The organism is Marichromatium sp. AB32, from assembly GCF_003718675.1.
GTDB lineage: Bacteria > Pseudomonadota > Gammaproteobacteria > Chromatiales > Chromatiaceae > Marichromatium > Marichromatium gracile.
In genome coordinates this window covers 1-22155 of sequence record NZ_RHFJ01000047.1, presented here as the reverse complement: position 1 = coordinate 22155, position 22155 = coordinate 1, and the positions used below count along the sequence as shown (strand labels likewise).

Annotated in this window: 20 protein-coding genes; 9 read left to right on the top strand and 11 right to left on the bottom strand. The window is 70.3% G+C overall.

Features of this window, described 5'->3' with window-relative positions; genetic code table 11:
- Positions 1-493: 493 nt before the first annotated feature.
- Together EBL85_RS13065 and EBL85_RS13060 are read left to right on the top strand one after the other, a co-directional pair.
- On the top strand, positions 494-1570 hold the full coding sequence (locus EBL85_RS13065; protein ID WP_123141211.1) for a glycosyltransferase: 1077 nt from the start codon (positions 494-496) through the stop codon (positions 1568-1570).
- Between the two features lie 187 nt (positions 1571-1757).
- A complete protein-coding gene (locus EBL85_RS13060) occupies positions 1758-2624 on the top strand; it encodes an HDOD domain-containing protein (RefSeq protein WP_123143132.1) in 867 nt (288 codons plus the stop codon).
- Between the two features lie 7 nt (positions 2625-2631).
- Here EBL85_RS13060 and hemW read toward each other — a convergent pair whose 3' ends face one another.
- From hemW to rpmE, 7 genes are all read right to left on the bottom strand, one after another.
- Positions 2632-3819 carry a radical SAM family heme chaperone HemW gene (hemW, locus tag EBL85_RS13055; RefSeq protein ID WP_123143131.1) on the bottom strand — a complete coding sequence of 396 codons (1188 nt, stop codon included), beginning with the start codon at positions 3817-3819 and terminating at the stop codon, positions 2632-2634.
- Entirely contained in the window at positions 3816-4895 is a 1080-nt protein-coding gene (locus tag EBL85_RS13050; protein WP_123141208.1) for a TRAP transporter substrate-binding protein, read from the bottom strand. Before EBL85_RS13050 ends, hemW begins: the two co-directional genes overlap by 4 nt.
- Before the next feature lie 65 nt (positions 4896-4960).
- On the bottom strand, positions 4961-6169 hold the full coding sequence (locus EBL85_RS13045; protein WP_123141207.1) for a 30S ribosomal protein S1: 1209 nt from the start codon (positions 6167-6169) through the stop codon (positions 4961-4963).
- Between the two features lie 105 nt (positions 6170-6274).
- Positions 6275-7570 carry a citrate synthase gene (locus tag EBL85_RS13040; protein ID WP_062274247.1) on the bottom strand — a complete coding sequence of 432 codons (1296 nt, stop codon included), beginning with the start codon at positions 7568-7570 and terminating at the stop codon, positions 6275-6277.
- Positions 7571-7748: 178 nt separating this feature from the next.
- Positions 7749-8684, bottom strand: a complete 936-nt coding sequence (gene mdh, locus EBL85_RS13035; RefSeq protein WP_123141206.1) for a malate dehydrogenase — start codon at positions 8682-8684, stop codon at positions 7749-7751.
- A gap of 95 nt (positions 8685-8779) precedes the next feature.
- The gene (locus tag EBL85_RS13030; RefSeq protein WP_123141205.1) at positions 8780-10054 is read right to left on the bottom strand and encodes a malic enzyme-like NAD(P)-binding protein; all 1275 of its coding nucleotides are present in this window, start codon (positions 10052-10054) and stop codon (positions 8780-8782) included.
- A gap of 314 nt (positions 10055-10368) precedes the next feature.
- The gene (gene rpmE / locus EBL85_RS13025; RefSeq protein ID WP_005222923.1) at positions 10369-10572 is read right to left on the bottom strand and encodes a 50S ribosomal protein L31; all 204 of its coding nucleotides are present in this window, start codon (positions 10570-10572) and stop codon (positions 10369-10371) included.
- Between the two features lie 192 nt (positions 10573-10764).
- Between rpmE and EBL85_RS13020 the strand changes: the two genes are divergently transcribed.
- Genes EBL85_RS13020 through gspD form a run of 4 tightly spaced genes read left to right on the top strand, consistent with a single transcriptional unit; the run spans position 10765 to position 15164 of the window.
- Positions 10765-11856, top strand: coding sequence for a PilN domain-containing protein (locus EBL85_RS13020; RefSeq protein ID WP_148040547.1), 1092 nt, complete (start codon positions 10765-10767; stop codon positions 11854-11856).
- The gene (gspM, locus tag EBL85_RS13015) at positions 11853-12461 is read left to right on the top strand and encodes a type II secretion system protein GspM (RefSeq protein WP_123143129.1); all 609 of its coding nucleotides are present in this window, start codon (positions 11853-11855) and stop codon (positions 12459-12461) included. Before EBL85_RS13020 ends, gspM begins: the two co-directional genes overlap by 4 nt.
- Positions 12458-13006 (top strand): type II secretion system protein N, encoded by a 549-nt coding sequence (locus EBL85_RS13010; RefSeq protein ID WP_123143128.1) that lies wholly within the window; start codon positions 12458-12460, stop codon positions 13004-13006. The genes gspM and EBL85_RS13010 overlap by 4 nt, the downstream gene beginning before the upstream one ends.
- Before the next feature lie 31 nt (positions 13007-13037).
- Complete coding sequence (gspD, locus tag EBL85_RS13005; protein WP_123141201.1) at positions 13038-15164, top strand: type II secretion system secretin GspD; 2127 nt, start codon at positions 13038-13040, stop codon at positions 15162-15164.
- Positions 15165-15262: 98 nt separating this feature from the next.
- Here the strand turns inward: gspD and EBL85_RS13000 are convergent, their stop codons facing one another.
- The 4 genes from EBL85_RS13000 to EBL85_RS12985 form a co-directional block, all read right to left on the bottom strand.
- Positions 15263-15889: a LysE family translocator gene (locus tag EBL85_RS13000; RefSeq protein WP_190287965.1), complete on the bottom strand. Its 627-nt coding sequence runs from the start codon at positions 15887-15889 to the stop codon at positions 15263-15265.
- A 244-nt stretch (positions 15890-16133) separates the two neighbouring features.
- Positions 16134-16712 carry a 16S rRNA (guanine(966)-N(2))-methyltransferase RsmD gene (gene rsmD / locus EBL85_RS12995; RefSeq protein WP_123141226.1) on the bottom strand — a complete coding sequence of 193 codons (579 nt, stop codon included), beginning with the start codon at positions 16710-16712 and terminating at the stop codon, positions 16134-16136.
- Positions 16699-18045, bottom strand: a complete 1347-nt coding sequence (locus EBL85_RS12990) for a pitrilysin family protein (RefSeq protein WP_123143127.1) — start codon at positions 18043-18045, stop codon at positions 16699-16701. The genes rsmD and EBL85_RS12990 overlap by 14 nt, the downstream gene beginning before the upstream one ends.
- A complete protein-coding gene (locus EBL85_RS12985) occupies positions 18035-19411 on the bottom strand; it encodes a pitrilysin family protein (RefSeq protein ID WP_123141198.1) in 1377 nt (458 codons plus the stop codon). The genes EBL85_RS12990 and EBL85_RS12985 overlap by 11 nt, the downstream gene beginning before the upstream one ends.
- Before the next feature lie 377 nt (positions 19412-19788).
- Here EBL85_RS12985 and ftsY point away from each other — a divergent pair, with 377 nt between their 5' ends.
- From ftsY to EBL85_RS12970, 3 genes are all read left to right on the top strand, one after another.
- Entirely contained in the window at positions 19789-21042 is a 1254-nt protein-coding gene (gene ftsY / locus EBL85_RS12980; RefSeq protein ID WP_190287964.1) for a signal recognition particle-docking protein FtsY, read from the top strand.
- A gap of 80 nt (positions 21043-21122) precedes the next feature.
- Complete coding sequence (ftsE, locus tag EBL85_RS12975; RefSeq protein WP_005222939.1) at positions 21123-21791, top strand: cell division ATP-binding protein FtsE; 669 nt, start codon at positions 21123-21125, stop codon at positions 21789-21791.
- A 2-nt stretch (positions 21792-21793) separates the two neighbouring features.
- Positions 21794-22155, top strand: a 362-nt coding sequence (locus EBL85_RS12970; protein ID WP_223806146.1) for an ABC transporter permease, incomplete at its 3' end; no start/stop codon positions are given.

Here is a 22155-nt window from a genome sequence, read left to right as displayed (position 1 = left end):
ACTGGCATGAGAAGAGAGATCGAGGGCTTGGTCTTAGCGACAAGGTCCAGGCCTTCAGGCGCAATCGAGCTGCCTCAATCTCGCGCGGTGGGAGCTAACCACCACGGGGTGGCAAGATACAAGGCGCGAAGTGCGCAAAGGGATGCGCGGCTTCGTGGACTCGGCGCCTGGATCAAGCGTCACGGCAAGGCTCAGTGGCAGGCGCGAGCGCCGACAGCGACCGGCCCCCAGCCTCCAGTCGCCAGTACCGCAGGCCATGACGGCTGCGAGAAGACGCCGAGCACGCGGCGGGATCGCCGCTGGGTTCGGCGTCTTTACCGAACAACCATCGACCCGCAAAGACCGCGATCAGGCATGAAGGCGTGCTGAACACCGAGCAAAGGCGCACTTTCGATCCCTTCGCGTCCTTCGCGCCTTCGCGGTTCAATCTTTTGCGGTTCGATCCTTCCCCTGCGCTCGCGAGCCCGAGCCGATTCGACCTCAGGAATTCCGCATGTCCGACCCCAGTAGTCTGCAGATCGTCGCCAGCAAGGCGCTCGGTGGCGCCGAGCGTTGGTTCATCCGCTTCGCCGAGGCGCTCGCCGAGCGCGGTGCGCCGGCGGAGCTGGCGATCCGCCGCGACAGCGCGCTCGACGGCCACCCGCTCGGCGCCCTGGCCTGTCACCGCCTGCCCTTTCTCACCACCTGGGACCCCTATTCGCGCCATGCCCTCTCGCGGCTGATCGCGCGGCGCCGTCCCGAGATCGTGCAGACCTACATGGGACGCGCCACCCGGCTGACGCGGCTCTCCCCGCGCGGCGGCCCGATCCATCTCGCCCGGCTCGGCGGCTACTACAAGCTCTCGCCCTATCGCCATGCCCACGGCTGGATCGGCAACACCCGCGGGCTGTGCGACTGGATGGTGCGCCAGGGGCTGCCCGCCGACCGCGTCCATCACATCTACAACTTCGCCGACCCGGCGGTGCCGGTCGCAGCCGACACGGTCGCGGCGCTGCGCGCGCATCACGCCATCCCCGATGACGCCTGGGTGCTGGTCACGCTCGGGCGCTTCGTCCCGGTCAAGGGGCAGGCCCACCTGCTCGCGGCGCTCGCGGCGCTGCCCGAGCGCATCGCCGGACGAGCGCTGCGTCTGGTGATGGTCGGCGACGGCCCGCTGGCCGAACCGCTGCGCGCCCAGGCGCGCCAGCTAGGTCAGGAGGAACGCATCGTCTGGGCCGGCTGGCAGCGCGATCCCCGACCCTATCTGCAACTGGCCGATCTGGTGGTCTTCCCCTCGCTCGAGGCCGAGACCCTGGGCAACGTCATCCTCGAGGCCTGGAGCTGGGGGCGCCCCCTGGTCACCGCCGAGTTCCGCGGCGCGCGCGAACTCACCCGTCACGGCGAGGACGCCTGGTGCGTGCCCTGCGCCGACGCCGCGGCGCTCGCCACCGGCATCCGCGAGACCCTCGGCGACGAGACGCTGCGCGCCGCGCTGGTGGCGCGCGGGCGCGAGCGGGTCGAGCACGAGTTCGGCCGCGCGGTGATCATGGATCAGTATCTCGCGCTCTATCGCCGCCTCGCCGGCGGCTGACACCGACCACCGCCCCTACCACAGCCCCGGCGCATCCAGTATGTTTGAGCCGACGGCTCCAGCACGCACCCCGGCGCGTCACCACCGCCCGACCCAGGGTGCACAAGGACCTGGGGCCAGAGGAGCGCACGCGCGTGCGGCCCCGCGCCGGACACGCGCCCCGTCACCGCAGCCGGAGCCGAGTCACATGCACCCCGATACCCTGGTCCGCGATATCGACACCCTGTTCTCCCTGCCCGAGGTCGCGCTGCGGCTCAATCAGTTGATCGACCACCCCGAGACCACCCCAGCCGATCTCGCCGAGGTGATGCGCTGCGATCCCGCGCTCTCGGCGCGGTTGCTGCGGCTGGTCAACAGCGCCGGGCGCAGCCAGGTACAGGCGGTGGAGACGGTCGGTCAGGCGATCGGACTGATCGGCTATCGCGCACTGCGCGATCTGGTGTTCGCCACCTGCGCGGTGGAGATGTTCAAGGGGTTGCCGCCGGAGCGGGTGAACATGGAACGCTTCTGGCTCCATGCCATCGCCTGCGCGATCGCCGCGCGCCAGCTCGTGATGCGTAGCGGCAGGCACGACGGCGAGCGGCTGTTCATCACCGGGCTGCTGCACGGGCTGGGACGGCTGGTGTTCTTCGCGCGCTGCCCCGAGCGCTATCTGCGGGTACTCGAGCAGGTCGACACCAAGGGCGCGACGCTCGCCGAGGCCGAGCGCGCCGAGTTCGGCTTCGACGCCGACGCGGTGAGCGCGGCACTGCTCGCGCACTGGCACTTCCCCGAATCGATCCGCGAGCCGATCGCCTGCCGCCTCCACCCGGAGCGCGCGAGCACCGCCGAGCGGACACGCGACGCCGGCATCCTCGGCGCCGCCGAGCGCATCGCCCGCGAGCTGCGCGATTGTCTGCTCGAGGGGCGCGCGCCCGACGCCGAGCTGCTGCACGCCCAGGCACGCGCGCTCGGGCTGGTCGACTCGGCACTCGACGGCATGCCCGAGGCGATCAACCTGGAGGTGGTGGAGCTGTTCGAGACCCTGCTGCCGGGCTCGACCCTGCTGCCCTGAGGGCGGCTCAGTCGTCCCCCGGGACGAACAGCCCGACCAGATCGTCGAGGAAGTCGCGCCCGCGCGCGCTCGGTACCACCCGAGCCGGATCGGGCTCGATCAGTCCCAGCGCGCGCGCGCGTTCGAGCGGGGCGGCCAGGCGCGTCACCGGTAGCCCGGTGGCGCGGACGAAGTCCGCCGGCGCAAAGCCCTCGACCAGCCGCAGCGCGTTGAGCGCGAACTCGACGATCAGGTCATCGGCATCGAGCACCCGCCGCTCCGCGATCAGCGCCTCGGGCGCGGCCCCCAGATAGGCCTCGGGGTCGGCCAGGCGCGCCTCGCGCCACACCCGTTCGACCCGTCCGTCGCGCCAGCGCGAGAGCTTGGCGTGGGCACCGGCGCCGATGCCGAGATAGTCGCCGAAGCGCCAGTAGTTGAGGTTGTGACGGCAGCGCCGCCCCGCGCGTGCGTAGGCCGAGACCTCGTAGCGCGCCAGCCCGGCGGCGGCGAGCCGTTCCTGCCCGGCGGCGGCGATGTCGGCCACCAGGTCGGGGTCGGGCAGCGGCGGCGGGTCGTCGTGGAAGGCGCTACCGGGTTCCAGGCTGAGCTGGTAGTAGGAGAGGTGTTCGGGCGCGAGCGCGAGCGCTGCCTCGAGGTCGTCGCGCGCGAGCGACGGGGTCTGTCCGGGGAGGCCGAACATCAGGTCGAGGTTGAGGTTGTCGAAGCCCGCGGCGCGCGCCATCGTCACCGCCGCGCGCGCCTCCTCCGGGGAGTGGATGCGCCCGAGCGCGACGAGCCGCTCGGCCTCCAGGCTCTGCACCCCGATCGAGAGCCGGTTGACCCCGGCCTCGCGATAGGCGGCGAAGCGCCGCGCCTCGGCGGTACCGGGGTTGGCCTCGAGGCTGATCTCGGCATCGGGGGCGAGCGTCAGGCGCGCCCGTACGCCGTCGAGCAGGCGGGCCACCGCCGACCCCGGGAGCAGGCTGGGGGTGCCGCCGCCGATGAAGATCGAGACCACCGGACGGCGTGCCTCGGGGACGGCGAGCGCACGGTCGAGATCGGCGAGCAGGTGCTCGACATAGGCCGCGAGCGCGGCCCCGGCGACCGGATGGGAGTTGAAGTCGCAGTAAGGGCACTTGCGCACGCACCAGGGCAGATGGATATAGAGCCCGAGGGGCGGCGCGCCGCCCCCGGCCCCGGCGGCGCGCCCGGTCACACCTGGTCGCGCGCGCGCAGGTAGGTCTGCTCGGAGATCGCGCTCCACTCGCGGGCCTGGGCGAGGAACTTGCGATAGGAGGTGTAGACCTTGGCCGAGAAGGCATCGCGCTCGGCGATCTCGGCGACCACCTCGTCGGCCAGGCCGCGCAGCTTGGCGATGACGTCATCGGGCAGACGGCGCAGCTCGACGCCGTGCTCGTCGACCAGGGTCGAGAGCGCCACCGGGTTGCGTGCGGTGTACTCGGCAAGCATGTCCTGGTTGATCACCTTGCAGGCGTTCATCACGATCGCCTGCAGGTCCTTGGGCAGCGACTCCAGCGCCTCGCGGTTGACCATCGCCTCCATGATGGTGCCCGGCTCGTGCCAGCCGGGGTAGTAGTAGTAGCGTGCGGCCTTGTAGAGACCGAAGGCGAGGTCGTTGTAGGGACCGACCCACTCGGTAGCGTCGATGGTGCCGTTCTGCAGCGCGGTGAACAGCTCGCCGCCGGGGAGGTTGACCGGGGTGCCGCCGGCGCGCGCCAGCACCTCGCCGCCGAGACCGGGGATGCGCATCTTCAGCCCCTTGAGGTCGTCGACCGAGTTGATCTCCTTGTTGAACCAGCCGGCCATCTGCACCCCGGAATTGCCCGCCGGCGCCGGCACCAGACCGAACCGGCCGTAGAGTTCCTGCCACAGCTCGAGTCCGCCGCCGTAGTAGATCCAGGCGTTCATCTCCTGGGCGGTCATGCCGAAGGGCACGGTGGAGAAGAACTGCGCGGCCTCGCTCTTGCCCTTCCAGTAGTAGGCCGAGCCGTGACCCATCTCGGCGGTGCCGCGCGAGACGGCATCGAACACCTCGAAGGCGGGGACCAGCTCGCCGGCGCCGTAGACGCGCACCGCGATGCGCCCGCCGCTCATCTCGCCGATCAGCTCGGCGAGCTTGTTGGCGCCGGTACCGAGCCCGGGGAAGTTCTTCGGCCAGGTGGTGACCATCTTCCAGCGATACTCGGCCTTGGCGTGCGCCGCCCCGGTGGCGGCCGCGCCGAGCGCCAGCGAACCGACACCCACCCCCTTGATGAAGTCACGACGTTGCATGGGTCCCTCTCTTCTCGTTGGTGTTGTGCGTGGCGACGGGCGCCGGACGGCGCCCGCCACGGACCTCAGTCCTTCTGCAACTGCGCCTTGAGCAGCTCGCCGAAGCTGCCGATGGCCTTCTCCTCGCCCTGCCCCTTGCGGGCCTTGGGCGCATAGGCGCTGGCGTCGACCACCGCCTCGGCGGCGCGCTCGGCGTCGAGCGAGAGCTTGATGCGCTTGCGCTCGCGATCGATCGCGATCACCGTCGCCTCGACCTCGTCACCGACCTTGACCACCTCGCTCGGGTCGTTGATGCGCCGTCCGGCGCCGAGCTCGCTGATGTGGATCAGACCGTCGACCCCGGGGGCGATGGCGACGAAGACGCCGAAGGGCTGCAGCCGCGAGATCTTGCCGCTGACCAAGCTGCCAACCGGATGACGATCGGCAACCTCCAGCCAGGGATCGCGCGCGAGCGCACGGACCGACAGCGCGATACGCTCGCGCCGCTTTGCGGTGGCCGGCTCGATGCGCAGCACCGCGACCTCGACCACCTGCCCCTGGGTGAGCACCTCGTTGGGGTGCTTGATGTGGCCGTAGGCCAGCTCGCTGACGTGGATCATGCCCTCGATCCCGCCGAGATCGACGAAGGCGCCATAGTCCTTGAGCGAGGTGACGGTGCCGCTGAGCACCGCGCCCTCGACGAGCTTGGCGCGGGTCTCCTCGGCCTGGATGCGCTGCGCCTCCTCGAGCACCGCGCGGCGCGACAGCACCAGGTTGGGCCGCCGCCCGCCCTCGAGCTTGGTGACGCGGAAGTCGAGACGCTGGCCGACGAACTCGGAGAGATCCTCGATGAAACGGACATCGACCTGGGAGGCGGGACAGAAGCCGCGCAGCCCGGCGACCTGGACCTCCAGCCCGCCCTTGACCGCGCCGCTGACCTGGCCCTGCACCGGCTGTCCCGCCTGATAGGCGCGCTCGACCTCTTCGATGCCGTGGGAGCGCTGGCCGTGCTGGGTGCCGAGCAGCAGCATGCCGCTCTCGGGATCCTTGCCGCTGACCTTGCTCTCGATGCGATCGCCGATCTCGAGCTTGAGTTGGCCCTCGGCGTCGCGATGGGCGGCCAGCTCGATGCGCCCCTCGGACTTGGCGCCGAGGTCGACGAGGCCGTACTCGCCGTCGATCGCGATCAGGGTGCCGCTCACCGGCTCGCCCACCTTGGGCTCGCCCTTGACGGACTGCGGATTGGCCTGATCGAACTGTTGGAGGAGGTCTGCGAAACGCTCGGAGTCGGACATGATGTGCTTGCTGCCGCTAGGCTCGGGTTGATGGATCGGGGGATATTGTAGGGCGGAATGGACACGCGCCCCAGTCCCGACGGCGGGACGGGGCGCGATGGGCGCTCAGCGCTGCGAGATCGGCAGGTAGTCGCGCTGGTCCGGGCCGCAGTAGATCTGACGCGGACGACCGATGCGGTTGTTGGGGTCGGACATCATCTCCATCCAGTGCGACACCCAGCCGACGGTGCGCGCCACCGCGAACATCACCGTGAACATGTTGCGCGGGATGCCGAGTGCGCGATAGATGATGCCGGAGTAGAAGTCGACGTTGGGGTAGAGCTTGCGCTCGACGAAGTAGTCGTCGTTGAGGGCGATCTCCTCGAGTTCCATCGCCAGCTCGAACAGCGGGTTGTTGACGTCGGCGACCTCTTCGAGCACTTGGTGACAGACCTCGCGGATGATCTTGGCGCGCGGGTCGTAGTTCTTGTAGACACGGTGGCCGAAGCCCATCAGCCGGAAGGGGTCGTCCTTGTCCTTGGCCTTCTCCATGAAGCGCCGGACCTCCTTGACGTCACCGATCTCGAGCAGCATGTCGAGCACCGCCTCGTTGGCGCCGCCGTGGGCCGGCCCCCACAGCGAGGCGATGCCGGCGGCGACACAGGCGAAGGGGTTGGCCCCGGAGCTGCCGGCCAGACGCACGGTCGAGGTGCTGGCGTTCTGCTCGTGGTCGGCATGGAGGATGAACAGCAGGTTGAGCGCCTTCTCGGCGATCAGCTCGGGCTCGTAGTCGTCGCACGGGGTGGCGAACATCATCCGCAGGAAGTTGGCGCAGTAGCGCAGGTCGTTGCGCGGATACATGATCGGCTCGCCGATGCTGTGCTTGTAGGCAGCGGCGGCGATGGTCGGCACCTTGGCGATCAGCCGGTGCGCGGAGATCTCGCGGTGGCGCTCGTCGTGGACGCTCAGCGAGTCGTGATAGAAGGCCGAGAGCGAGCCCACCACGCCGACCAGGATGGCCATCGGGTGGGCGTCGTGATGGAACCCCTTGAAGAAGTCCTTGAGGTTCTCGTTGAGCATGGTGTGACGGGTGATCACACCCTCGAAGTTATCGAGCTCCTGCTCCTTGGGCAGCTCGCCGTAGAGCAGCAGATAGGCGACCTCGAGGAAGCTCGCCTTGGTGGCGAGCTGTTCGATCGGATAACCGCGATAGCGCAGGATGCCCTGCTCGCCGTCGATATAGGTGATGGCGCTGTTGCAGGAGGCCGTGGACATGAAGCCGGGATCGTAGGTGAAGATGCCCGCCTCCTTATAGAGCGAGGAGATGTCGGCCGCGGCCGGACCCACGGTGCCACGACGCAACGGGAACTCGAACTGCTCCCCGGTCGCGTTGTTGTTGATGGTGACGGTATCGTTCGCCATAGGCTCGCTCCTGAGCGGTCCCGGGACGCCTGGTCGCGGGGCCGGTGGATGGTTGGGTGGATTCGCGTATCGCCCGAGGGGACCGCCCGCGCTCGGGCCGGCCCCGGCATCCGTCCGACTGGACGTCCGCGAATGGTCGGTTCGAAAAGCAGGGCCGCGCACGCGCGGCCCGGGGTCTTCAGCTGATCTCGCGCAGTCGCTCGATATCGGCGCGCACCGAGGCCGCCGAGCGGTCGAAGTCGGCGCGCTCGGTCGCTTCGAGGTCGAGTTCGACGACCTGCTCCACGCCCTGCCAGCCGAGCACGCAGGGCACGCCCATGGCGATATCGCGCTCGCCGTACTCGCCATCGAGGATGGCGACACAGGGCAGCAGCCGACGTCGGTTGCGCACGATGGCGTCGATCATCGTCGCCACCGCCGCACCGGGGGCATCGTAGGCGCTGGAGTTCTTGCGCAGCGCGAGGATCTCGGCGCCACCCTTGCGGGTGCGCTCCATGATCGCCGCGATACGCTCCTCGGGAAGGAAATGACTGAGGGGGATGCCGTTGATGGTACAGAAGCGCGACACCGGCACCATGGTGTCACCATGGCCGCCGAGCACCATGGTGGTGATGTCGCGCACCGAGAAGCCGGTCTCCTGGGCGATGAATCCGGCCATCCGCGAGGCGTCGAGCACCCCGGCCTGACCGAAGATCCGCCGCCGGTCCCAGCCGGTGCGCTGGGCGACGCGATAGGTGAGGGTGTCGACCGGGTTGGAGACGACCAGGATCATCGCATCCGGGGCGTGGGTCATGATCTCGTCGGTGACCGCGTCGATCACCCGCACGTTGGCCTCGAGCACGTCCGAGCGCGACATCCCCGGCTTGCGCGCCTGCCCCGCGGTGATCACCACCAGATCGGAGCCGGCGAGGATGCTCGGGTCATCGCTGCCGATCACCCGGCTGTCGAACTTGAAGAAGGGTGAGGTCTGAACGATGTCGAGCGCCACACCCTCGCTCATGCCCTCGTTCACGTCGAGCAGCGCCACCTCCCGGCACAGCTCCTGTTCGGCCAGGATCTGCGCGGTCGTCTCGCCGACTCGGCCGGCCCCACCAACGATGCTGATCTTGTTCACGTCGCTTGTCTCCCGTCGGTGAGCGGCGAGCCTCCTCTCGGGGCTGGCACGCCGCTCAGTGGATGGATGGGACGGAGATCGCGCCCGCTGCGGGCTCAGCCGGGATAGTGCGCCGGATACGGGGCACGCGCGACACCGCTCTCGATGGCGGCACGGGCCACGGCGGCCGACACCCGCTCGCGCAGACGCGGATCAAAGGGTTTGGGGATGATGTAGTCCGGGCCGAACTCCAGCGACTCCAGCCCCTCGTAGGCGGCGAGCACCTCGGCCGGCACCGGCTCGCGGGTGATGGCGCGCAGCGCCTCGACCGCGGCGATCTGCATGCTCTCGTTGATCCGCGAGGCACGCACGTCGAGCGCGCCACGGAAGATGAAGGGGAAGCCGAGGACGTTGTTGATCTGGTTCGGGTAGTCCGAGCGACCGGTGGCCATGATCAGGTCGTCGCGCACCTCGCGGGCGAGCGCCGGACGCACCTCGGGCACCGGGTTGGAGAGCGCGAAGACCACCGGACGCGGCGCCATCGAGGCGAGCATGTCGGCGGTGACCAGATCCGGCCCCGAGACGCCGATGAAGGCATCGGCCCCGTCCATGGCGTCGGCCAGGGTGCGGCGCTCGGTATCGGCGGCGATGCCGAACTTGTAGGGGTTGAGGTCCTGGCGCCCGACGTGGATCACGCCCTGGCGATCGATGGCGAAGATGTTGTCGCGGTGGGCGCCGAGGGCGAGCAGCAGACGGATTGCCGCGATCCCCGCGGCACCGGCGCCGAGCACCACGATGCGCGCCTCGGCAAGCGACTTGCCCTGGAGTTCGAGGGCGTTGAGCAGACCGGCGGCGATGATGATCGCGGTGCCGTGCTGATCGTCGTGGAACACCGGGATGTCGAGCTGCTCGATCAGCGCCTGCTCGATCTCGAAGCAGTGCGGCGCGGCGATGTCCTCGAGGTTGATGCCACCGAAGGTCGGGGCGATGCGCACCACGGTCTCGATGAAGGCCTGGGGGTGACGGGCCTCGACCTCGATGTCGAAGCAGTCGATGTCGGCGAAGCGCTTGAACAGCACCGACTTGCCCTCCATCACCGGCTTGCTCGCCTGTGCGCCGACCTTGCCCAGGCCGAGCACCGCGCTGCCGTCGGTGATCACCGCCACCAGGTTGCCCTTGTTGGTGTAGCGGTAGGCGTTCTCGGGATCGTCGTGGATGTGGCGCACCGGCTCGGCAACGCCCGGAGTATAGGCGAGCGAGAGCTCATGCTGGGTGCTGGCCGACTTGGTGACCTCGATACCGATCTTGCCGGGCCGCGGCTCGGCATGATAGGCGAGCGCCTGCTTGTTCAGGTCCGCGTCGTGATGGGCGAAGCTCTCGGGATCGGTCACTGCTGGTCTCCAACAAACAACATTGTTCAGGGTGCCACTGGGGCGATCGTAGCGAACAATCATGTTCGCGCCCGGCCCGCGAGTCAAACGGCGCGGACTCCACTGCGAGGCGTTCCGCTCGCGCGCGCGTAACCTAGCGCGCCGGCGCCCACGCGGGGCCGTGCTGAGATCGCGAGGGGGAGTCGGGGCGACGCGCACGATGGCGCACGCGGCCTCAGGCGTGCAGGACACCCGGGCATGGGGAGCGGGAGAACTCCGCGCCAGCACGAGAGGTGCGGCGCGGCGGAGCGGGGACGACGCGGGCGGCGCGAGACTTAGCGCGCGTAGCGACGACGGAACTTGTCGACGCGACCGCCGGTGTCGATCACCTTCTGCTTACCGGTGTAGAACGGGTGGCAGGCGGAGCAGACTTCGACCTGCATGACATCGTTCCCCAAGGTGGAGCGGGTGGCAAATTCGTTCCCGCAGCTGCAGACCACCTTGACTTCGGCGTATTCCGGGTGGATTCCTTCTTTCATGGCTGACCCTTCTGGCCCGGCTCGGGCTGTGGAAAATTCAGTAAACGCGCGAGGATACCACGCACACCCACCCTGCGCAATTGTCAAGACCGAGGCATCGACCAGCGGTCGCGCATGCTGGCCGACGCCCACGCAATCGATCTACACTTGCCCCGCCGCGACCGCCAGACCGACCAGGATCGTCCCCTCTTCATGGCCCAGACCGACACCCGCGAGCCCCGCCATCGCACCGCGGCACACTGGCTCGACGCACTCGATGCGCGGCTCCAGCCCGCCCGTATCCGGATCGCCCGCTGCCTGCCGGAACGACTGCGTCGGGCGCTCATCGATCGCAACCGCAGACTGCTGATCGAGCCCGATGACGGCCAGGCCCGACTGACGCAGCTGCGCGGCGAGGCCCGCGAACCGGTCGGCAGCCTCACGCTCGACACCGAAGAACGGCTGCCCGAGGCACTCGCCGACCATCGTCGTCGCACCACGCTGCGCCTGCCCGAGACCGCGGTGCTGCGCCGCGAGCTCTCGCTCCCCGCCCAGGTCAGACCGCGCCTGAGCGAGGTGCTCCACCACGAACTCGACCGGCTCTCGCCCTTCCCCGCCGACCAGCTCTTCTATGATGCGCGGCTGCTGCCGACGGCCAAGCGCGCCGCACGCATCCGCGTCGAGCTCGCGCTCTGTCCGCGCGCCCCGCTCGAGGACTGGCTCGCGCGGCTGGCGCGGGCCGGAGCCACGGTCGAGCGCATCGACTGGAGCGGCGCCTGGCGCGGCGCCAACCTGCTGCCACCGCATCGGCGTCCCCGTCGTCGGCCGCCGCGACTCGGGACCGACGGCTGGCTCGCGCTGCTCGCGCTGACGCTGCTGATCGCGGCGCTGGCGTCCCCGCTGTGGCAGCGTCATGCCCATCTCGCGCGGCTCGAGCAGGCGCTCGGGGCGGCGCGCGCCCAGGCGCTCGAGAGCGACCGGGTGCGCCAGGCGCTCGAACAGGCCCGTCAGGGCAGTCTCGTCGCGCTCGAACAGCGCCGTCTCCAGCCCCGCGCGCTCGAACTGCTCGGCGCGCTCAGCACCCGCCTCCCCGACGACACCTGGGTGCAGAGCCTGGAGTTCGACGGTCGCCAGGTCGAGCTGACCGGTGAGTCGGCGAGCGCCACGGCGCTGATCGCCCTGCTCGAAGGCGCCCCCGGGATCGCCTCGGTGCGATTCCGCTCGCCGGTGGTCCAGATCGACCGCAACGGCAAGGAGCGCTTCAACCTCGCCTTCCGGCTGGAGGCGGCGGAGCCTGCACCATGACCCGGGGACGCACCGACTGCCTGCTCGTCTGGGGGCTCGCCGGGTCGCTGCTGGCCGGTCTGCTCGCGCTGACGCTGCTGCCCTGGTGGCTCACGCTCGACGCGCTCGATGCACGCATCGCCAGCGCCGAGGACCGGCTCGCGCGCTATCAGCGCATCGCCGCCGGGCTCCCGGCGTTGCGTACCGAACTCGAACGGGTACGCACCGATCCGACGCTCGCCGGGCTCTATGTCCAGGCCGCCACCGAGACGATCGCCGGCGCCGAACTGCAGCGCCAGCTCCAGGAGATCATCGCCGCCGCCCGCGGCCGACTGATCAGCGTCCAGCTCCTGCCGGCCACCAGCGCGGATGCCGAGGCACCCACCCGCCTCCATGTCCGCGCCCAGATCCAGGGCACCACCGCGACCCTGTTCGAGATCCTCTACCGCATCGAACAGGCCCGCCCCCTGCTCTTCGTCGAGCGGCTCTCGGCGCGCTCGGCGGCACAGCCGGAGCAGCGGCTGCGCGCCAGTCGCGCCGCCCCCCCGTCACTGGCCACCGCGCCCGAGGGGGCGCTGATGCTGCGGCTCGACGTATTCGGTTTCGTGCGCGGGGAGGAGACATGAGCCGCACGCCCGCGCTCATCGCGAACCTCGTGCTCGGCGGGGTCCTGGTCTGGCAGTGGCACGACTGGCGCACGCCGCTGCCCACCCCGGCCCCTCGGGCGACGGTGACCGAACACGCCGACGAGCCGCTCGCCGCACGGCTCGCGCCGCCGCCCCGGGCGCACTATGCCGAGGCGCTCGAACGGCCGCTGTTTCGTCCCGACCGTCGCCCTCCCCCACCCCCGGCCCCCGTCCAGGCGAGCGCCGAACAGCACCGGGCGGCGATCGCGCTCGAGCGCCTCACCCTCACCACGGTCCTGATCACCCCCCGTCAGCGCGCCGCCTGGGTGCGCATCGCCGACGACGGCGGCGACAGCCAGCGCGTCGAGATCGGCGATCGACTGGGCGACTGGAGGGTCTCGGCGATCCACCCCGACCACCTCCTGCTCGAGCGACAGGGCCGGGCCGATCGGCTACCATTGCGCGACTTCACCCGGCCTGGCGCGGCACCAGCGACGGCGCCCGGCGGACCCGGCCCGCGCCCGTCACCGTCGTCACGGCCCTGATCCAGGAAGCCAGATCGAGACCCGAGGTCCCATGGACGCAGACCCCAGACCACGCACCACCAGCGCCCTGTTGCTGACGCTGCTGGTCCTGCTCGTGCTCGGTGGCTGCGAGCGCGCCGACTGGGACCCCACGCTCAGGGTCGGCGACCCGGCCGGACACGTCGTCGATGCCGATCGCCAGCGCGGCGGCGAGCACCGCGGCGGTACCAGCGCCACCACCATCGCGCTCGGCGACGGCGACACCCGCGCCCGCACCCGCGACTTCATCGACCCCGGCAACGGCGCCGTGGTGCAGCGCATCGCCCGCCCCCAGGTCGACACCACCCCGGGCGAGGTCACCCTCAACTTCGAGCGTACCGACATCCGCGAGGTGGTACGGGTGATCCTCGGCGAGGTGCTGCAGCGCGACTATGTGCTCCATCCCGCGGTACAGGGCGAGGTCTCGCTGCAGGCCCAGGCGCTGCGACGCGAGCACCTGCTGGCGACCCTCGAGACCCTGCTGCGGATGAACGGCGCGGCACTGGTCGAGCACGGCGGCGGCTACCAGATCCTGCCGCTGACCAACGCGCTGCAGGGCCAGGTCGTGCCCCAGCTCGGCGAATCGAGCCGCGCGCTGCCGGCCGGCTACAGCGTCCAGGTGATACCGCTGCGCTATATCGGCGCCGCCGAGATGGGGCGCATCCTCGAGCCGCTCGCCCCCGAGGGCAGCATCCTCCGGGTCGACACCCAGCGCAACCTGGTGGTGCTCGCCGGCACCGGCCCGGAGATGGCCAACCTGCTCGACACCATCCGGGTGTTCGACGTCGACTGGATGGCCGGGCTCTCGGTCGGCTTCTTCATGCTCGAGTTCGCCAAGGCCGAGGCGGTGGTCGAGCAGCTCACCACCCTGCTCGACACCAAGGAGGGCGGCGCGCTCGACGGGGTGTTCCGCTTCGTCCCGATCGAGAGCGCCAACGCGCTGCTGGTGGTCTCGCCGCAGCAGCGCTATGTCGAACGCGCGCGCGACTGGATCAAGCGTCTGGACATGGCCGAGGCATCGGGCGAGGCGACCGAGCGGCTGTTCGTCTATCGCGTCCGTCACGGCAACGCCGAATCACTCGCCGAGATCCTCTCGGAGCTGTTCGGGGGCGGTCGGGGCGAGGGGCAGCGCAGCCTCGGCGCGGTGGCCCCGGGGATGGAGCGGGTCACCCTCGATGCCGGCGGCGAGGGTGGCGAGACCGCGAGCGCCCGCCCCCGGGCCCGCGCCCACCGTCTCGACACCGGGGTCAGCATCGTCGCCGACGCGGTCAACAACTCGCTGCTGATCAAGGCCAGCGCCCGCGACTATCAGAAGATCCTCGACGCGCTCAAGCAGCTCGATATCGTCCCGCTGCAGGTGCTGGTCGAGGCGACCATCGTCGAGATCACCCTCACCGGCAATCTCGAATACGGCGTGCAGTGGGACTTCTTCGGCCTCGCCACCGCCGACCAGCGCAGCAACTTCCGTCTCGACGGCACCCTCGACGGCGCCAAGGACTCGGGCATCGGGGCCATCTTCCCCGGCTTCACCTGGTCGGTGATCTCGCGCCCCGACACCATTCGCGCCACGCTCAGCGCACTGGCCGGGCGCAACCTCGTCAACGTGCTCTCCTCGCCCTCGGTGATGGTGCTCGACAACCAGACGGCGAAGATGCAGGTCGGCCAGCAGGTGCCGGTGGCCACCGCCCAGCAGCAGAGCACCTCGACCACCGACCGCATCGTCAACAGCATCGAGTACCGCGACACCGGGGTGATGCTGTCGGTGAAACCACGCGTCACCCCCGGGGGCATGGTGCAGATGGAGATCGAGCAAGAGGTCAGCACCGTGGCCACCACCGAGAGCTCGAACCTCGACTCGCCCACCTTCCAGACCCGCAACATCACCAGCTCGGTGGCGGTGCGTTCCAACCAGGCGGTAGTGCTCGGCGGACTGATCCAGGACCAGCGCGAGGACGGCAAGCAGGGCGTCCCCGGGCTCTACGACCTGCCGATCGCCGGCGCCCTGTTCGGCGAGCGCAGCAAGAAGGCCAACCGCACCGAGCTGGTGGTCATCCTCACCCCCAGGGTGATCGCCAGCGACCAGGACCTCGAGGCCGTCACCCGCGACTTCCGAAGCAAGGTCAAGGGGTTGGAGTTCTAGGGCTCAGCCACCAGCTACCAGTTGCCAGCCGCTAACCTTCCCCACTGGTCGCTGATGGCTGATGGCTGGCGGCTGATGGCCGGCGGCCGGCGTCCCTCTCAGCGCGAGGCGGTGGCGAGCTTGAGGGCGAGGCCGGCGAAGACGGTGCCGGCCAGCCGGTTGAGCATCAACTGGGCGCGGGGTGAGCGGCGCAGCCGGGCGCCGAGGGTGCCCGAGGACCAGGCGATGGCGGAGAACACCAGCAGCGCCGAGAGCATGAACAGCGCACCGAGCAGCAACAGCTGCAGGGTCAGCGGGCCGCGCGCGGGGTCGGCGAACTGGGGCAGGAAGGCGAGGAAGAAGATCGCCACCTTGGGATTGGTGGCGCTCATCAGCACGCCACGGGCATAGAGCTGGGCGGGGCGCGGCGCAGTGGCGCCGCTGCCGTCGAGCGCGCAGGCCCCGGCGCGGAACGCCTGCCAGGCGAGATAGAGCAGATAGAGCGCGCCGAGCACCTTGAGCACGGTGAAGGCGAGCGCCGAGGCGGCGAACAGCGCGGCCACGCCGAGCGCCACCGCAGCGGTATGGAGCATCACCCCGGTGCACAGCCCGAGGGTGACGAAGATCCCCGCCAGCCGGCCGTGCAGGGCCGACTGGGTGAGGACGAAGATGTTGTCCGGCCCGGGCGCGAGCGCCAGGGCGACCGAGGCGGCGAAGAACAGCAGCGCGGTATCGAGGGGCAGCATGATGGGGCGACCGTGAAGAAGAACGATCGCCCATCAATACCACGCGCACCCCGCCCGCGCACCCCGCCCCACCCGAGACCGTCAGCTGCCCCCTGGAGCCTGGCGGCTGGCGGCTGGCGGCTGGCGGCTGGTAGCTGGAAGCTGGAAGCTGGAAGCGCATCCCTCCTTCGCGCCCTTTGGGCCTTTGCGGTTCAAATTCCTGGCGACTGGCGGCTGGAAGCTGGCGACTGACTCGAAAACAGCGTCATTCGAGATCCTCGGCGAGCAGCCCGTAACGGACCTGACCGGCACACTTGTCGCGCAGCAGCACCCAGCCCGGCGGCGCCTCCGGCAACCCCTCCTGACGTCCGCGCTCGACATAGAGACGCCCGCCCGGCGCCACCCAACCGTCCTCGATCAGTCGCGTCAGCGCCGGGGCGAGCAGGTCCGCGGCGAAGGGCGGGTCGAGGAAGATCAGGTCGAAGGGGCGCGGCGGGGTGGTGGCGAGCCAGTCCAGCGCATCGGCGCGGACCACCTCGACCGACCGCTCGCCGAGGGTACGGACATTGACCTCGAGCTGACGCGCCGCGGCCGCGGCGCGCTCGATCAGCACCACCTCGCCGGCGCCGCGCGAGCAGGCCTCGAGCCCGAGCGCGCCGCTGCCGGCGAAGAGGTCGAGACAGCGCGCCCCGGCGATCGTCGGCGCCACCCAGTTGAACAGGGTCTCGCGCACCCGATCGGCGGTCGGGCGCAGCCCCGGCTGATCGAGTACCGGCAGCCGACGACCGCGATGGCGGCCGCCGACGATGCGCAGTTGGTGCTGCCCCGACCTACTCGGGCGCATCGGCCCGTGCCGTCTGTCCGGCGCCACCGCCGACCTGCACCAGCACCATCCGCTCGGGATCGACCCGACGCGCGAAGGCATCGCGGATCTGCGCGGCATCGACCGCCTCGACACGCTCGGCAAAGCGCGCGAGATGATCGAGCGGCAGGTCGTAGAAGCCGATCATCGCCAGGTACTGGACGATGTCGCCGTTACTGTCGATGCGCAGCGGGAAGCCGCCGGTGATGTTGCGCCTGGCGGCGTCGAGCTCGTCCTCGGTCGGCCCCTCGGCGATGAAGCGCTCGAGGGTCTCGCGCATCACCGCGATCGCCTGCTCGGCCTGATCGTTGCGGGTCTGCAGCCCCATCAGGAAGGGACCGGGGCGGTCCAGCGGCAGGAAGTAGCTGTAGACGCTGTAGGAGAGTCCGCGCTGCTCGCGCACCTCGTGCATCAGCTGCGAGACCAGCCCGCTGCCGCCGAGGATATGGTTGCCGACATAGAGCGCGAAGTAGTCGGGATCACCGCGACGCATCCCCGGCTGACCGACGAGCACCGCCGTCTGGCTCGACGGGAAGGCGATGTGGCGCTGCGCTGCCTGCTCGAGCGCCGCCACCTCGGGCAGCGCCGGGGCCGCCTCGCCGCGCGGCAGCACGCCGACCACGCGCTCGGCGAGACGCTCGGCGCCGGCGCGATCGAGCGCGCCGACGATCGCCACCACCGCGTTGGCACCGACCAGATAGCGTTGGTGGAAGGCGACCAGATCGTCGCGGGTGATCGCACCCACCCCCTCGGCGGTGCCGGACGGGTCCTCGGCATAGGGGTGATCGCCATAGATCGCCCGATAGAAGGCACGGCTGGCCTGGGTACGCGGCGACTCCTGCTGCTGGCGCAGCGCCACCAGACGATTCTCGCGCACCCGTTCGAGATCGACCGCGGGGAAGCGCGGCGCGGCGAGCAGGGCGGTGAGGGTGTCGAGGGCGGTATCGAGCGCCGGCTCACGGGTCAGGCTGCGCAGCGACACCGAGAAGATGTCGCGATCGACCCCGCTGCCGAACTCGGCGCCGACGCCCTCGAGACGGGAGGCGATGGTATCGGCGTCCCACTCACCGGCGCCCTGGGCGAGCATCGCCGCGGTCAGCGAGGCCAGCCCGGGACGGGCGCCGTCGCGCGCGCTGCCGGCATCGAAGGCCAGGCGCAGATCGACCATCGGCAACCCTGGGGCGGCGACGAACAGCACCCGGGCGCCGTTGTCGGTCTCCCAGGTCTGGATCTCGGGGGTGGCCTGGACGAGCCCGGCGGCGCACAGCAGCAGGGCGCCGAGCCAGAGGCGCGGGCGGAAGCGATCAACGGACATGAGCGGCTCCTCGATGGGACATGGCGGGTGCGGGTGCGGCGGCGGGATCGATCGGTTGCGGATCGAGCACGGCGACGGTGAGCCGGTCGGCCACCAGATACTTGCGCGCGACCGCCTGGATCTGCTCCGGGGTCACCGCGGCGAGCGCATCGACATAGCGATCGGCCAGCTCCCAGCCGAGCCCCACGGTCTCGAGCTGACCGAGCAGCATGCCCTGATAGAACAGCGAGTCCTTCTCATAGACCTTGTCGGCGATGAGCTGATTGCGTACCCGCTCGAGCTCGGCGGGGTCGACCGGCGCGTCCTGCAGCCGTGCGATCTCATCGCGCAGCGCCTGCTCGAGCTCGTCGATGGCGTGGCCCTGGGCGGGGACACCCTCGAACAGGAACAGCCCGGGCAACCGCCCGAAGGCGCTGTAGCCGGCGCCGACCGAGGCGGCCACCTCGCGCCCGCGCACCAGCTCGCGCTCGAGACGCGCGCTCTTGCCGCCGTCGAGCACCGAGGCCAGGACCTCGAGCGCATAGGGCTCCCACGCGGTCTCGGCATCGATCACCGCCGGGGCCTTGTAGCCCATCAGCAGATAGGGCTCCTGCGCCGGGGCCTTGACCCGCAGCCGCTTCTCGCCGAGCTGCTCGGGCTCGGGGCGGCGCTTCGGGGTGGCGATCGACTCGGCCTGCAGCGGCCCGAAGTGACGCTCGGCGAGGGCGAAGACCTGCTCGGGATCGACATCGCCGGCGACCACCAGGGTGGCGTTGTTGGGGGCGTACCACTGACGGTACCAGTCACGCAGGTCCTCGACCCGGAGCTCCTCCAGGTCGCCCGGCCAGCCGATCACCGGGATGCCGTAGGGCGAGGCGTCGTAGGCGGTGGCGTTGAAGCGCTCGTAGGTGAGCGACTGCGGGTCGTCGTCGGTGCGCATCCGCCGCTCCTCCTTGACCACCTCCAGCTCCTTGGCGAACTCCTCCGGGTCGAGCGCCAGGTTGCGCATGCGCTCGGCCTCGAGCTCGAAGGCGATCTCCAGCCGATCGCTGGCGAGGTTCTGGAAATAGGCGGTGTAGTCGCGGCTGGTGAAGGCGTTCTCCTCACCACCGTTGGCGGCGATGATGCGCGAGAACTCGCCCGGGGCGAGTCGCTCGGTGCCCTTGAACATCATGTGCTCGAGCAGGTGCGAGATACCGGTGATACCGCCGTACTCGTAGCTCGACCCGACCCGATACCACACCTGACTGGTGAGCACCGGGGCGCGATGATCGGGCTTGACCAGGACCTTGAGCCCGTTGTCGAGCTGGTGTTCGTAAACCGTCTGGCCCGCGCCCGCCGCCAGCGGCAGCAGACAGACCAGGGTCGCAATGAATCGTCGTGACATGGACACCCCATAGTCGGAAAGACAAGGACGATAGATATGGTCAGCTTAACCGGTCCCCGAGTTCCGGGCAGCGTCGAAGCGCAATGGCGGCGCCAGCGGCCAGCGGCCAGCGGCCAGCGGCCAGCGGCCAGCGGCCAGCGGCCAGCGGCCAATCGATTGGACCGCCAAGCCGCAAAGGCCACAAAGGATCTCGATGTGCACTACACCGGCGCGACTGGCGACTGGAAGCTGGTGGCCGAAGGCCGAAGGCCGAAGGCTGCCGCCTGGCGGCGATCAGCCGTCGATCTGTTAGCATTGCGACATCCCGGGGCGGTCGCGACCGCCCCGCTCGGCGCGCCCGCGCGCACCGCCCCATCAACACGAGAATTCCCGTCGACATGTTTGGTTTCGGAAAGAAGCACAAGACCGCATCCAGCGACGCGCCCGCAACCGAGGCGCAGGAACAATCGTCGCGCAAGCCGCTGTTCGGACGCCTGTTCGGCGGCGGCAAGGACAAGACCACGACGCCCGAACAGGCGCCGGTCGCGGAGCTCGAGCGCGCAGCCCCGGCGCCAGCCGCGCCGAGCGCCGAGCCCACGCCCGCACCCGAGCCGCCGCCCGAGCCGCCGCAGCGCACCTTCGTGCCGCGCGCGCTCGAGCAGCGTCGCGAGGAGCCCGTCGCCTTCGAACTGCCCGACCTCCCCGACGAGGCCCCCGAGCCCGAGCCGGAGGGCGGCGGCAAGCTGTTCGGTCGGCTGCGCGAGCGACTCAGCCGCACCCGGGTCAAGCTCGGTGGCGGCATCGGTGAGCTGGTGCTCGGACGCAAGCGGATCGACGACGAGCTGCTCGAGGAACTCGAGACCCTGCTGATCACCGCCGATGTCGGCATCGAGGCGACCACCCGGATCATCGGCGATCTCACCGAGCAGGTGCGGCGCAAGACCCTCACCGACCCGCAGGCGTTGGTCGACACCCTCAAGGCCGAGCTGCGCGGCATCCTCGAACAGGCCGACGCCCCGGTCGCCCAGCCCGCCGAGGGCAAGCCTCAGGTGCTGCTGATGGTCGGCATCAACGGCGCCGGCAAGACCACCACCATCGGCAAGCTCGCCAAGCGGCTGCAGGAAGAGGGCAACAGCGTGATGCTCGCCGCCGGCGATACCTTCCGTGCCGCCGCCGTCGAGCAGCTCCAGACCTGGGGCGAGCGCAACAACATCCCGGTGATCGCCCAGCACACCGGCGCCGACTCGGCCTCGGTGATCTACGACGCGCTGCAGGCGGCGACCGCGCGCGGCACCGACGTGCTGATCGCCGACACCGCCGGGCGGTTGCACACCAAGAGCAACCTGATGGACGAGCTCAGCAAGGTGGCGCGGGTGATGAAGAAGATCGACCCCGAGGCGCCGCACGAGGTGATGCTGGTGGTCGACGCCACCACCGGGCAGAACGCCCTCGCCCAGGCCGAGCACTTCCATCGCGCGGTGGGGCTGACCGGCATCACCCTCACCAAGCTCGACGGCACCGCCAAGGGCGGGATCGTGTTCGCGATCGCCGAGCGGCTGCAGGTGCCGATCCGCTTCATCGGCGTCGGCGAGACGATCGAGGACCTGCGCTACTTCGACGCCGACGAGTTCGTCGACGCCCTGCTCGGCTGAGCGCCGCTGGAGGCGCGACCGAGCCGCCCAACCGCCGCCCCGGCGACCGCGCCGGGGCCGTGCCCGGAGTGCACCGCGCGATGATCGAGTTCGACCACGTCCACAAACGCTACCCCGAACGCGGCGAGGCGCTCAGCGACATCAGCTTCGCGCTCGCCGCCGGCGAGATGGCCTTCCTCACCGGTCACTCGGGCGCGGGCAAGAGCACCCTGCTGCGGCTCATCGGGCTGCTCGAACGCCCCAGCCGCGGGCGCGTGGTGGTCGACGGACGCGACCTCGGCGCTCTGCCCCGCCGCCAGATCCCGCTGCACCGCCGCCAGGTCGGGATGATCTTCCAGGACCACCGTCTGCTGGCCGATCGCAGCGTGTTCGACAACGTCGCCCTGCCCTTGCAGGTGATGGGCTACGGCCAGCGCGAGATCGGCCGACGGGTGCGCGCCGCACTCGATCACGTCGGTCTGCTCAAGCGCGAGCGCGCCACCCCGGTGGCGCTCTCCGGCGGCGAGCAGCAGCGTGTCGGCATCGCTCGCGCGGTGGTCGCGCGCCCGCCGCTGCTGCTCGCCGACGAGCCCACCGGCAACCTCGACCCCGAGCTCTCGCGCGAGATCTTCGAGCTGTTCGAGCGCTTCCAGTACGTCGGCGTGACCCTGCTGATCGCCACCCACGATCTCAGCCTGGTGGCGCGCATGCCCTATCGCACCCTGACCCTGGCCGACGGTCGGCTGGTCAACGACTCCGGGGGATGGTGAGCATGTCGCGCGTGCGCCGTCCCAGTGCCCGTCCCTCCGAGCTGCTGCTGATCTGGCTCGCCCACCATCTGCGCAGCGCCCGCGAGTCGCTGCGCCGGCTGTTCGGCATGCCGCTGCCGACGACCATGACGGTGGCGGTGCTCGGCATCTCGCTGGCACTCCCGGCCACCCTCTATGTCGGCACCGACAACCTGCGCGCGATGACCGGGCGCTGGGACCAGACCGCGGCGATCTCGCTGTTCCTCCGTCACGAGGTCGACAGCAGCGCGGCGCGGGCGCTCGCCGAGCGCCTGCGCGCGCGCCCCGAGCTGGCCCGTGTCGAGCTGATCGAGCCCGAGCAGGCGCTCGCCGAGTTCAAGGAACT